Source organism: Yinghuangia sp. YIM S09857, assembly GCF_051388915.1.
Lineage (GTDB): Bacteria > Actinomycetota > Actinomycetes > Streptomycetales > Streptomycetaceae > Yinghuangia.
Genome location: NZ_JBPKBH010000004.1, coordinates 226,593 through 238,321, shown reverse-complemented (window position 1 = coordinate 238,321; position 11,729 = coordinate 226,593). Strand labels below are relative to the sequence as shown.

At 73.8% G+C, this 11,729-nt stretch carries 11 protein-coding genes and 1 pseudogene; 5 read left to right on the top strand and 7 right to left on the bottom strand.

Annotated features, from left to right (window positions below; genetic code table 11):
* Both ACRX5S_RS09885 and ACRX5S_RS09880 read right to left on the bottom strand, forming a co-directional pair.
* On the bottom strand, positions 1-839 hold an 839-nt coding region (locus ACRX5S_RS09885; protein WP_436772448.1), incomplete at its 3' end, for a LacI family DNA-binding transcriptional regulator.
* A gap of 559 nt (positions 840-1,398) precedes the next feature.
* Entirely contained in the window at positions 1,399-2,481 is a 1,083-nt protein-coding gene (locus ACRX5S_RS09880) for an NAD(P)H-dependent amine dehydrogenase family protein (RefSeq protein ID WP_436772447.1), read from the bottom strand.
* A 210-nt stretch (positions 2,482-2,691) separates the two neighbouring features.
* On the opposite strand from ACRX5S_RS09880, the gene ACRX5S_RS09875 reads away from it, so the two are divergent.
* Positions 2,692-3,057, top strand: a complete 366-nt coding sequence (locus ACRX5S_RS09875) for an MmcQ/YjbR family DNA-binding protein (RefSeq protein ID WP_436772446.1) — start codon at positions 2,692-2,694, stop codon at positions 3,055-3,057.
* Between the two features lie 25 nt (positions 3,058-3,082).
* Here the strand turns inward: ACRX5S_RS09875 and ACRX5S_RS09870 are convergent, their stop codons facing one another.
* From ACRX5S_RS09870 to ACRX5S_RS09860, 3 genes are all read right to left on the bottom strand, one after another.
* A complete protein-coding gene (locus ACRX5S_RS09870) occupies positions 3,083-3,973 on the bottom strand; it encodes an amidohydrolase family protein (protein ID WP_436772445.1) in 891 nt (296 codons plus the stop codon).
* Between the two features lie 125 nt (positions 3,974-4,098).
* On the bottom strand, positions 4,099-4,989 hold the full coding sequence (locus ACRX5S_RS09865) for a sugar phosphate isomerase/epimerase family protein (protein ID WP_436772444.1): 891 nt from the start codon (positions 4,987-4,989) through the stop codon (positions 4,099-4,101).
* 138 nt (positions 4,990-5,127) lie between these two features.
* Positions 5,128-5,571 (bottom strand): hypothetical protein, encoded by a 444-nt coding sequence (locus tag ACRX5S_RS09860; protein ID WP_436772443.1) that lies wholly within the window; start codon positions 5,569-5,571, stop codon positions 5,128-5,130.
* A gap of 207 nt (positions 5,572-5,778) precedes the next feature.
* Here ACRX5S_RS09860 and ACRX5S_RS09855 point away from each other — a divergent pair, with 207 nt between their 5' ends.
* Both ACRX5S_RS09855 and ACRX5S_RS09850 read left to right on the top strand, forming a co-directional pair.
* Entirely contained in the window at positions 5,779-6,786 is a 1,008-nt protein-coding gene (locus tag ACRX5S_RS09855) for a zinc-dependent alcohol dehydrogenase (protein WP_436772442.1), read from the top strand.
* Between the two features lie 79 nt (positions 6,787-6,865).
* Positions 6,866-7,435 (top strand): DUF523 domain-containing protein, encoded by a 570-nt coding sequence (locus ACRX5S_RS09850; protein WP_436772441.1) that lies wholly within the window; start codon positions 6,866-6,868, stop codon positions 7,433-7,435.
* A 108-nt stretch (positions 7,436-7,543) separates the two neighbouring features.
* On the opposite strand, the gene ACRX5S_RS09845 is transcribed toward ACRX5S_RS09850, so the two are convergent.
* A complete protein-coding gene (locus ACRX5S_RS09845) occupies positions 7,544-8,083 on the bottom strand; it encodes a winged helix-turn-helix transcriptional regulator (protein ID WP_436772440.1) in 540 nt (179 codons plus the stop codon).
* 65 nt (positions 8,084-8,148) lie between these two features.
* Between ACRX5S_RS09845 and ACRX5S_RS09840 the strand changes: the two genes are divergently transcribed.
* A complete protein-coding gene (locus ACRX5S_RS09840; protein ID WP_436772439.1) occupies positions 8,149-8,652 on the top strand; it encodes a PaaI family thioesterase in 504 nt (167 codons plus the stop codon).
* Between the two features lie 39 nt (positions 8,653-8,691).
* Here the strand turns inward: ACRX5S_RS09840 and ACRX5S_RS09835 are convergent.
* A pseudogene (locus ACRX5S_RS09835) lies at positions 8,692-8,912 on the bottom strand (integrase core domain-containing protein); the annotation flags it as partial.
* 137 nt (positions 8,913-9,049) lie between these two features.
* On the opposite strand from ACRX5S_RS09835, the gene ACRX5S_RS09830 reads away from it, so the two are divergent.
* The gene (locus ACRX5S_RS09830; RefSeq protein ID WP_436772438.1) at positions 9,050-9,571 is read left to right on the top strand and encodes a DinB family protein; all 522 of its coding nucleotides are present in this window, start codon (positions 9,050-9,052) and stop codon (positions 9,569-9,571) included.
* Positions 9,572-11,729: the final 2,158 nt, after the last annotated feature.

Sequence of the window (11,729 nt, the reverse complement as noted above, 5' to 3'; positions counted from 1 at the left end):
CGGACGCCTTCCAGACGGCGGAGACAAAGCACCGCGAGACCGGTCTCGCGCACGGTGGGTTCGCGCGGGACGACCACCGCGATATCGCGGCGGCCGGTCTCGACGAGGTGGCGTCCGGCGACGTACCCGGCGTGCGCGATCTCGCCGTCCAGGATCATCGACGTGCCGGGCGCGACGTCGGCGCCCATGCTCAGCGCGACCACGGTGATGCCGCGCGCGGTGAGGTACTCGGTCGAACGCTCGGTCAGGCGGCTGGGCATCACGACGACGGCCGCCGGGCGCAGCGCGGCCCAAGCCCGGGCGGCGGCCTCGGGGTGCGCGTCGGCGTCGCCGTACGTGATGAGCGTGTGGCCGAGCCTGTGCAGCTCACGCGCGAGACCGTCGACGAAGTCGTTGAGCAGGCGGCCGAACGGGACGTTGTACGTGGGCAGCACCACCAGGTCGGTGCGGCCGCGGCGCAGCGAACGCGCGTCGGAGCGCGGCTCGTACCCCAGGTCGCGGGCGATGTCGCGGACGCGGCGCCGGGTCTCCTCGGGGATGCGGGCGTCGGCGGTGTCGTTCATGGCGTACGAGACGGTTGCGCGCGAGACGCCGGCGGCGCGGGCCACGTCGGCGCCGGTGACCGCGCCGAAAACCGGGCGGGTGCTGTCGGCGCGGTCGGCGCCGTCCGCCGCGGGTGCGGGTGCGGCTTCGGGGGCCTCGGCGGGCTGACCGGGGTCGGCCGGGGTCGCCGCGGAACCGTCCTCCGCGCCTCCGGCGGGCGCGGGAGAGCCGAGTTGCGCGTCCGCGGCAGGGGCGGGGGCGGTGCGCGGGACGCGCTTGCGCGGCGACTTGGTCATACAGCGATTCTGGCAGGTCGCGGCAGGTCCGACCGGATGCGGCGCGGGCGTCGCTGAATCGTGCAATCGAAAATGCGTGCGATGTGTGCGAACACCTGCGCTGAATCGAGACATCACAACGCTCCACTCGACCGCGAGTCGGCCGCAGAGTTCGCGGCTCGCTGGGCGCTGGGCGCTGGGGCTGAGAGGTACGGGCGGGCATGGACACAGACAGGCACACTCGCGGGTCCGGCGCACAGCCCAGCGCACGCCGCAACGCGCGAGGTGACGCACGCGCGACGCGCAGGGCGACGCACGGGGGCGGCGTGCGGGGGCGGCGGTCAGCCCACCCACCGCGAGTCGGCCGCGAAGTTCGTGGCTCGCTGGGGTGGGGCTGGGAGGTATTGGCGGGAACGGACGCGGACCTGCACACCCGCGGGTCCGGCGCACAGCCCAGCGCCCGCCGCAACGCGCGAGGTGACGCACGCGCGGGGCGACCCGCGGGGCGACGCACGCGCGGGGCGACGCACGCGGGGCGCGCGGGGTGGGTTGCGACGGCAACTCCCCCGCGCGCCGCCGTTCAGGCCTTCTTGCCGCCCAGCTTGCCGACCGCCGGGCGCAGGGGGACGTCGAGTGCGTCGTACAGCCCCGGCTCCGCCTCGACCAGCCAGTCGATCGCGCCGACCAGGCGTCCGACCGCGGTGGCGTTGCCGCCCGCCGAGCGGTTGCCGCCCTCGTCCACCGCCTCGACGCTGACCTCGATGTGCGGCCGCCCCTCGATGATCACGCGGTGCGCGCCGTCGCCGCCGTCGGGCGGCGTGGGCCAGTCCGGGGCGCATGCGGGGTGGATGCGGGTGACGTGCTCGATGACGATGCGCGGTTCGCCGCCGATGATGCCCTGCACCTCGAAGCGCACGGCGCCCTGCGTTCCGGCCTCGAACTCGCCCATCAGGCTCGTGTTCACCGTCTCGTCCAGCGCGCGGCGCTCGACGGTCTCGCGGATCTCTTCGAGTTCGACGTCGAGCGCCCGGGCCATCATGCGGATCTGGCCGCCCCAGACCATGGTCGGCACCTCGGGCCACAGCATGGGCGGCCCGTAGTCCATCGGCATGCCCATGCCGACCAACTGCCGTACGGAGTCCTCCTGGTCGTACGTCGTGTAGTCGAAGATCTCCTGGCAGCGGATCGCGTCGATCGTGGTGCCGAGACCGCTGATCAGCAGCGGCAGGATGTCGTTGCCCCACCCCGGGTCCACGCCGGAGGAGAACAGCGAGCCGCCGCCCTCGGCGATCGCCGCGGCCACCGGGTCGCGGAACTCCGGTGGTGCGTTGCGCTGGTCGTACAGCGGGTAGAGGGCCGGGCTGACGACGACCGCGCCGGCGCGGATGGCGCGGCAGATGTCGTCCAGCGCGTCGTCGGCGCGGATGTCGCCGGAGGCGGCGTACACCACGGCGCCCGGGCGGGCGGCGAGGACGGCGGCCACGTCGTCGGTGGCGGCGACCCCCAACTCGTGGTCGAGACCGGCGAGTTCGCCCGCATCGCGGCCGACCTTCGCGGGATTGTGGACGATGACGGCGGCGAGTGTGAGCGCCGGGTGCGCGTCGACGGCCCGGATCGACGCACGGCCGACGTTGCCGGTACCCCAGACAACCGTGGGAATCATGCCGTGGAGGGTAGCGAGCGCCTTGATCGGTTCATAGTCCTTGATCGAAGCAATTAATAGGAATCCCCCGCGGGGCACACCCGGCGGGGCCGTCGGGCCGTGCGCGGAGCACACCGGAGCGGCGCGGCTGCGGGTGTCGGGTCGGCGTCATACGGTTGCCGCAGGGGTGGTCGGCCGCCGGTGCGGCACAGGTGCGACGGAGGTTCGGGCATGGCGACCAACGCGAACGACGTACGCCGCGAGGCACTGGCACTGCCGGAGACGAGCGAGAAGTTCACCTGGAACGCCCCGACGTTCCGGGTGCGCAACAAGATCTTCGCGGCACTGAGCGAGGACGACGCGGCGGTCGCGTTCCGATGTCCGCGCGAGGAGCGCGCCGAGCTGATCGCCGCCGAGCCCGACAAGTTCTTCGTGCGAGCAGGCCACGACGACAACTACGACTGGATCCGCGTGCGCCTCACGGCGGTCGACGACGTCGAGGAGCTGCGCGCGATGCTGCTGGACGCGTGGCGCATGACCGCGCCCAAGCGGGTGGTCAAGGCGTACGACGAGACACACTCGGGCGACGGCTCCTGACGCAGTACGCCCCCGAGCGCCCCCCTCAGGCCCCGAGCCCGAACATTCGGGCCGCATTGTCGTGGCAGACCGCGCGCAGCCAGGCGTCCCCCAGGTCGAGGCGGGCCAGCGCGTCCAGTGCCTCGTAGTACGGATACGGAATGTTCGGGAAGTCGCTGCCCAGCATGATCCGGTCGGCGAAGTCCGTGAGGCGCGGCAACTGGTCCTTCGGGAACGGCGTGTCGGCCTCGGTGAAGTCCGTGAAGGCCATGGTCGTGTCGAGGTGGACGCCGTCGTACCGCTCCACGAGGTCGAGGAATTCGCGGTACTCCGGCAGCCCCATGTGCGCGACGATCATGGGCAACCCCGGGTGCCGCGCGAGCAGTTCGGCGATCGGGCCGGGACCGGTGTGCTTGCCGGGCATCGGCCCCGAGCCGCAGTGGGTGACGACCGGGATCCCCGCCTCGGCGAGGAGCCCCCAGACGGAGTCGAGCAGCGGGTCGTTGGGGTCGTACGCGCCGACCTGGAGGTGCGCCTTGAACACGCGCGCGCCGTCGCCGATCGCGCGTTCGACGTACGCCCGCGCGTCCGGCTCCGGGAAGAACGTCGCAGTGTGCAGGCAGTCGGAGGTCCGGGCGGCGAAGTCCGCGGCCCAGGCGTTCAGCCACGCGGCCATGTCGGGCTTGTGCGGGTAGAGCATCGCGGTGAACCGGCGGATCCCGAACTCGCGCAGCCGGGCGACCCGCTTGTCCTCCTCGATGCGGTACGCGATGGGCCACGGCTTGCTGGTGAGCGGCCCCGCGCGGTCGAAGTAGGCCCACACCTTGGCGAGCACGCGCTGCGGCATGAAGTGCGTGTGTACGTCGATCAGGCCGGGAAGGCCGAGCCCCTGCCAGAATCCGGCCACCTGCGCGTCGCTGTGCTCGGTCTCCACCATCGGGCCATCGTGCCACTGCGTGGCCGCTACACGCACTGCCCGGCGTACCGCCCACACCGACGCGCCCTTGTCACGGGCCGAAGGATCAACCGGTCAAGGGGTCGAGAGGTCAACAGGTCAACGCGTCAACGAGCGAGTACGTCCCGGGCTGCCGCAGCGGCGGCCTTCGCGGCACCGGCCGTGCCGAGCCGGGCCAGTTCGTCGCTGAACACCTCGACGCCCACAGGCGCGTCCACCCCGGCAGCGCGCAGCGCGGCGACCACTGCGGCCACGTCGGCGCCGCCCTGTCCGGGCAGGAGACGGCGGTGCATGGTCTCGTCCATCAGGTCCATGGCTCGCGCCCCACCCGCGGACTCGGCGCCGCCGTCCGCCTGCTCCTCGGGCGCCACGCCCGGCGCGGGTGCGTCGCTGATCTGGATGCCGTTGACCCGCCGCGCGAGGTCCGGCACGAGGTCGGCGGCGGTTCCGCCGGAGCGGTAGAGGTGCCAGGTGTCGAGCAGGATCCCGCCGTTCGGCCGCGCGGCGAGGTCGACGATCGCGGCCGCCGCGCTGATGTCGGGGATGCCGGACCAGGGCAGGAACTCCAGGTGGACCACCAGCCCGAAGTCGGCCGCCCGGTCGCACAGGCCCGCGAACGCCTCGGCGGCGCGTCCGGCCTCGACCGCCGCCCCGGCGATCTCGACCACGTTGAGCGAGCGCGCGCCGAGGGCTTCGGCCATCTCCCAGAACACGTCGGCGGGGACGGCGAATCCGGCGGCGTCGGCGTCCGAGGCGGCGTCCCGGTCGCGGGGCAACCAGTCGGTGACCGCGTCCAGTTCCCCGATGGAGAGGCCGTTGTCGGCGAGGATCGCGCGCATGTCGGCGACGGTCAGTCCTTCGTCGAGCGCGCCCTGCCAGTCCTGCGCCCAGAGCGTGATGCCGGAGAAACCGGCCGCCGAGGCCGCCTCGGCGCGCTCGCGGAAGCCGCTGCCCAGCACCGTCCCGGCGCACAACACCAGGTCGTCGGCTCCCAGCACACGCACCACTCCCCTACGACATCCCGGCGAACAAGCACGCGAGGGGACGACTATTCGTCCCCAGGCGTCGAAAGTTCGTGCATGCTAGGCGCACACGCCTGCGAAGTGAAGGGACGCCCGGCCGCGGGAAGCGCGACACTACGGGCACTTGAGCCCGCTGCGAGCACTGTTCAGCGTGCCCCTCAGCGTCGCGAGCGGCGCCTTCAGCGCGTCGACGGTCTGCTGGACGGTCGAACTGTCGTCGACCGACTCCAGCACCGACTTCACCGCGTCCGCCGCCACCTTGACGGCCGCGCCACTCGCCGAATTGAGGTTGCCGGACGACTCGGCGAGCGCCGACAAGTCGTCCTTGACCTTGTCGACCGCGCCCCTGACCTGCTCCTTGCTGGTCGTCGCCGGGTCGAGCGAGGTCAGGGCGTCGGTGTCCTGCTTCAGGCGGTCGAGGTCGCCGCATGCCGCGGTCGCCGCCGCGCTCGCCGACTTGGACGCCTTCGCCTCGGGCGACTCGTCGTCGTCCGAGCACGCGGACACGGACACCAGAACGGCCGCACACAGGGCCGCCGCAGACAGTCGGCGTTTCACGGGACCTCGCTTCACGGCGCTACGCGGATCTACCTGATGGCGGTCGGAGCGACAAAAGCTGCAAAACAACTTGTTAACCACCAACCTCACACGTCCCATCCGCCCCGGCAACCGGACGCGGCCATCCGACGTCGACCCCGCGACCCGGCCATGGTTCGATATCTCGACCACGATGATGGAGAGTCCGAACAACCGGAGGTCGGCGAGATGCGCGCAGTGCGGGGCAGGGGCACAGGCACGGACGGCGGCGGGGCGGCGGTCGAGGTGGTCGACGTCGGCGAGGTGCCGGGCGTACCCGGCGCGGATCGCGAGATCGAACTCGTCGCGGCCGGGATCTGCGGATCCGACCTCGGCTACCTCGCGATGGGCAGCACCCTGCTTCTCGGACACGAGCTCGCGGGCGTCGGCGCGGACGGCGCGGCCTACGCCGTCGAGGCGGTCTTCGGCTGCGGCACATGCGCCCAGTGCGCCGCCGGCCACCGCAACCGCTGCGCCGAGGTGCACCTGCGCGTACCGGGCATGACGATCGACGGCGGCATGGCCGAACGGTACGCCGTGCCCGCGTCCGCCCTGGTCCCGCTCCCGGACGGCCTGCCGGTCCGGGACGCGTGCCTGGTCGAGCCCTCCGCCGTGGCCTGGCGTGCCGCACGCATCGCGGGCGTGGTCCCGGGCAGCCGCGTCGCGGTGGTCGGCGGCGGCGCGATCGGCCTCCTCGCGGTCGCGGCCGCGCAGGCGCTCGGCGCGGACGAAGTCGCCCTGTCCGCACGGCGCGCCGAGCGCGTGGAGGCGGGACGGCGGCTCGGCGCGACCGTCCTGCCGTCCGGCTCGGCGGGCTCGCCCGGTCCGCAGGGCTCGCCCGCGGCCGGCTACGACGTGGTCATCGACGCGGCCGGAACCGCGGGGGCGCTGGCCGACGCGGTCGGCCTGCTGGCTCCCGGCGGCACGCTGTCGATCGCCGCACTGCACGAGGGCGACCTGCCGCTGGCGTTCCTCCCGGCGTTCCTCAAGGAGGTGCGCGTCGTGATGTCGATGGCGTACGGCGCCGACGAGCACGGCGTGCGCGACGTCGACGCGGCCGCGGGCATGCTCGCCGCGCGCCCGGACATCGCCGCCGCGGTCGTCACGCACCGCTTCCCGCTGGAGGACGCCGCCGAGGCCTTCCGGGTCGCCGCGGACCGGTCGACCGGCGCGATCAAGGTCGTCGTCGAGCCCTGACCCGGTCGCGGGCGACGGGGGCGGGAGCGGGAGCGGGAGCGGGCGTACGCTGCCGGGAGGATCCGAGGAGGAGGCCGCCGTGACACCGCCCGTCGGCGCGAAGCACAAGGTCCTGGTCAGCCGCTGCCTGCTCGGGCACCGGGTGCGCTACGACGGCGGCGCGCAGGAGCGGCTCGCGCCGCTCGCGGCCTGGGAGGCGGAGGGCCGTGTGGTGCCGGTCTGCCCCGAGGTCGAGGGCGGCCTGCCGACACCCCGGCTGCGCGCGGAGATCCCGGGCGGGCAGGGCTCGCGCGTACTCGACGGCGAGGAGCGGGTCCTGACGCACGAGGGCGCCGACGTGACCGGGCCGTATCTCGAAGGCGCCCGGATCTGCCTGGAGTTGACGGCGCGGTACGGCATCCGCGTGGCGGTGCTGAAGGCGCGCAGCCCGTCGTGCGGGAACCGCGAGGCGTACGACGGCACGTTCACCGGCACGCGCGTCACCGGCGAGGGAGTCGCGGCGGCGGCACTGCGGCGCGCGGGAGTCCGGGTCTTCAACGAAGACGAACTCGACGCGGCGGGCGCCGCGTTGGCTGCTCTCGACGCGGACGCGGAGCCGCCGGACGCCGGTTCGGCGGGGCCGGACGTCGGGCGGGAGCGGTCGGTCTAGCGGAGGGTGCCCGGCGTCCGGCCGCGTGCGGGGGCGCGCGGCGACCTCCCGCGGGCCGTTTCGGCTGGGTCCGTACCTCGGGTCCTTGAACCGGGTCCGCGAAACGGCTCAGTGCTCCGGGTCGGCGAGCGGCCGCGCGGCCGGGCCGGGGCGTACCGTCACGTCGCGGTGCGTCAGGTGCGTGTGCCCGTCGGCGCACGCCACGGTCACGTGCACCGGCGCGCCGCAGTCGGTGTGCCGGATTTCGAGCATGAGGCCCGCCGGATCGCCGTGGTGCCGGTCGCCGAACTGCTTGAGCGCGAGCAGCACCGGCCACAGCTCCCAGCCCTTGGCCGTCACGCGGTACTCCAGACGGGACCGCGCGCCCGGCTCGCGGTAGGGCCGCGTCTCCAGCAGGCCGCTCGCCGTCAGCTTGCGCAGCCGGTCGGAGAGCACCGCGTCGGACATGCCGACGTGCCGCCGGAAGTCGTCGAACCGGCGTACGCCGTTGACCGCGTCGCGCAGGATCAGCAGCGACCACTTCTCCCCCACCACGTCCAGCGTGCGCCGGACCGGGCAGTTCTCCGCGTCGATGGCCAGCCAGCCCAATTCGGCGGCCGCGTCCGCGCGCGCCGGCGGGCGCACCTGGTTGTCCGCACGGGTGTCCATGGGGGTAGGGTACTCATCTGGCTTCATTTTTCGTAGCCAGACAGGTGGAATCCGAGGAGCTGAACATGGGCAGGTCGCGCACCTACGAATGGGACGACCCGGCGGTGACCGCCGGGGGCGCCGCGTCGATGGCGGGGCTCGAATTCCTCCACGCGATGCTCGCGGGCCGCTTCCCGCCTCCCCCGATCGCCGCGACGCTCGGCTTCACCCTCGACGAGGTCGAGCACGGCCGCGCGGTGTTCTCCATGACGCCGGGCGAGGAGCACTACAACCCGATCGGCAGCGTGCACGGCGGGGTGTACGCGACGCTGCTCGACTCCGCCGCCGGCTGCGCCGTGCACTCCACCCTGCCCGCCGGCGTGGCCTACACCTCGCTCGACCTGTCGACCCGCTTCCTGCGGCCGATCGGCTCCGACACCGGCCGCATCCGCGCGGTCGGGCGCGTCCGCTCGGCGGGCCGCCGCACCGCGATGGCCGAGGCCGAACTGCTCGACTCCCGCGACCGGCTCCTCGGGCACGCGACGAGCACATGCATGATCTTCCCGATCCCGGGCGCACCGTCGGCGTAGCCGCCCGCTCCGCGTGGCCGCGACGTCCGACTGGATGCATTGACCCGCAGCGTTGTTCACGCGGCTGATGGGGGTTGGCCGACGAGTGCGGTGTGGCAGCGATGGTGGTTGCAGGTGTGGAGGAACGCGCCGAGTTGCTCGGCGCGTTCCTGGTTGCTGGTGCAGGGCCGCAGGCAGGCCCATGCGTCGAGCAGGGTGCGGTTGAAGCGTTCGACTTTGCCGTTGGTCTGCGCGCAGTAGGGCCGGGTGAGCTTGCCGGGCCTGGCGGCCCTCCCAAGCACAGACCCGAAGCTCGTACTCGCTCGTACCCGCAAGCGTCCGCAACGCCGCGAGGCGCGGTGTCCAGGGGCCGTCCGCGGTGCAAAGATCCGGCAGACACGGCCTAAAGTCGGGACCCATGAGCACAACGAACGGCACCACCCGGCGCGTCGACCCGCCGTACCTCGGCGGCGAGCGCGAGATGCTGCGGGCGTACCTCGACTACCACCGCGCGACACTCGCCTGGAAGTGCGACGGGCTCGACACCGGGCAGATGCGCGAGCGCTCGATGCCGCCGTCGACGCTGTCGCTCATGGCGCTCGTCCGGCACATGGCCGAGGTCGAGCGCACGTGGTTCCGCCGGGTGATGAACGGCGAGGACATCCCGCTGCGCTGGTCCGCCGAGGGCGACTACCAGGCCGCGTACGACGGCTCGGCCTCGACGCGCGACGAGGCGTTCGACGCGTGGCACACCGAGGTCGCGCACGCGCGGCGCATCGAGGCCGCCGCGGAGTCGCTGGAGGTGACGGGCCATCAGGCACGCTGGGGCCAGGACGTGTCGCTCCGCTTCGTGATGCTCCACATGATCCACGAGTACGCCCGCCACAACGGCCACGCCGATTTCCTGCGCGAGGGTGTGGACGGGACGGTCGGTGCGTAGCGCTGCGACCGGAAAGGCTTTGCCGGTTCCCGGTGTTCGGTGTCGTGCATCGCGTTACGCCGGTCCGGGACTCGTGCTCGGCCGTGCTCGCCCGCTGGGCCCCTACGGCCCTCCCACGCCCGCAACGCCGCGGGGCGTGGCACGAACGAGGGCGAAGGAGGTCCGCCAGGGCCCGACGCAGGCCCCGCAGGCCCGGCGCGCCGGGAGCCGGTGAACCTTTGCGGTCACAGCTCCCCGGAGTCGGAGTAGAAGGTGCGGTTCTCCGCCGCGAGCACCGCGTGGCCGTTGCTGTGACCGGGCAACGGTCGGCGGGGCGCGCTGGTCAGCCCCATCTCGTCGCTGTCGCGCCCGCCGCGAAGGCGGGAGCTTCCACGTCCGTCCCGATGTCCGATCCGGGTGCGAATCCGGTTGCGAACGCCGCGTCATAGGCTTCGTCGCCGAGGGCCTTGCGGGCGGACGACTCGATGCGGTCCACGTCGGCGCGTTCGGCGGCGGCCAGGGGGTGGCCGGTCGAGGTGCGGGCGCGGTGGGCGGCGCCGAGGAGGGCCGCGGCACGCGCCGGGTCGCCCGCGAGGGCACCGACTCCCGCGAGCCCTTCGTACGCAAGTGCGAGCATGCGCGGGTCGCCGACCCGGCGGGCGGCCGAGAGACCCTCGCGGTGGTACCGCTCCGCCTCCGCCGCGTCGCCCCGGAGTTCGCCGATGAAGCCGAGTTCGGCGGCGGTGATGGCGACGCCCGGCGGACCGTCGTTGGCGTGCGACCAGTCGCGCCAGCGCAGCAGGATGCGCTCGGCGTCCGCGAACCGGCCCTGGCGGCGCGCGGCGAGGGCGAGGCCCATCTCGGCGAACATCGCGGCCGGTTCGTCGTCCAGGTCGTGCGCGATGCGCAGCGCGCCCTCGTGGTGCGCGTCGGCCTCGGCGAAGTCGCCGGCGAGCAGGGCGTACCGCCCGAGCAGAGCGAGCCTGCCGGAGTACTCGGCCCACAGCCCCAGTTCCTCCGCGATGCGCAGCCCGTCGCGGGCGACGGCCGCCGCTTCCGCGTAGTCGCCGCGCACCTCGGCGAGGTTGCCCAGTGTGTCGCCCGCGCGCAGCACGCCCCAGCGGTCGCCGAGGCGGGTGAACAGCCGGTGGCTCTCCTCCGCGTAGCGGCGGCAGGCGGCGAGGTCGCCGTCGACCTGCATCCCGTACGCGGTCAGGCTCAGCGCGACGGCGATCCCCCACTGGTCGCCGAGCCCGCGCAGCGTGGCGAGGGCCCGGGCGCAGATGCCGCGGCTGTCGGACGAGTCGCCGTACCACCAGAAGGCGGTGGCCAGCAGGAGTTCGGCGTACGCCACGTCCCGAGCGGCGTCCGCGTCGAGACCGGCGCCGTCGAGGGTCGCGAGCGCGTTCCGTGCGGGCGCCAGGCCGCTCGGGTCGACATCGGCGGCCATGCGTACGGCGGCGTGCAGCACGACCGCGCGGGTGCGCAGCGCCTCGGGCGCGTCGCCGGAGGCGGACAGCGCGGCGTCGAGGGCGCGGCGCGCCTCGCGAGGGCGGCCGCGGAGGTACCAGGGCCAGGTGGCGGCCGCGGCCAGGCGCAGCGCGCCCGCGGCGTCGCCGTGCGCGGCGGCGTGTTCGACGGCGCGGCGCAGGTTGGCGTTCTCGGCGTCCAGACGTTCGAGCCAGCGGCGCTGCTCGGGGCCGCGCAGGTGCGGCTCGGCGCGGACCGCGAGGTCGGCGAAGTAGCGGTGGTGGCGGTCCGCGGTCGCGGCGAACTCGTCGGCCTCGCGGAGGCGTTCGAGGCAGTATTCGGCGACCGACTCCAGCAGGCGGTAGCGCGGGCGACCGGCGGCCCGCGTACCGGCGGCCACCGTGACGAGCGACCGGTCGACGAGGCGGGCGAGTGCGTCGGCGACGTCGGCGGACGCCACCTCGCCGCCCGCGCACACCTGTTCCGCGGCGTCGAGCGTGCTGCCGTCGGCGTGCACCGCGAGGCGGCGCAGCACGGCGCGTTCGGGGCCGCCGAGCAGGTCCCAGCTCCAGTCGATGGCGGCGCGCAGGGTCTGTTGCCGGGCGGGGCCGCCGCGGCGGCCTGCGGCGAGCACGCGGAAGCGGTCGTCGAGGCGGGCCGCCAACTCGTGGACGCCGAGCGCGCGTACGCGGGTCGCGGCGAGTTCGAG

Coding starts and splice junctions, on each gene's coding strand:
- ACRX5S_RS09880 (WP_436772447.1), bottom strand. CDS start 2,481: ATGATTCCCACGGTTGTCTGGGGTACCGGCAACGTCGGCCGTGCGTCG.
- ACRX5S_RS09875 (WP_436772446.1), top strand. CDS start 2,692: ATGGCGACCAACGCGAACGACGTACGCCGCGAGGCACTGGCACTGCCG.
- ACRX5S_RS09870 (WP_436772445.1), bottom strand. CDS start 3,973: ATGGTGGAGACCGAGCACAGCGACGCGCAGGTGGCCGGATTCTGGCAG.
- ACRX5S_RS09855 (WP_436772442.1), top strand. CDS start 5,779: ATGCGCGCAGTGCGGGGCAGGGGCACAGGCACGGACGGCGGCGGGGCG.
- ACRX5S_RS09845 (WP_436772440.1), bottom strand. CDS start 8,083: ATGGACACCCGTGCGGACAACCAGGTGCGCCCGCCGGCGCGCGCGGAC.
- ACRX5S_RS09840 (WP_436772439.1), top strand. CDS start 8,149: ATGGGCAGGTCGCGCACCTACGAATGGGACGACCCGGCGGTGACCGCC.
- ACRX5S_RS09830 (WP_436772438.1), top strand. CDS start 9,050: ATGAGCACAACGAACGGCACCACCCGGCGCGTCGACCCGCCGTACCTC.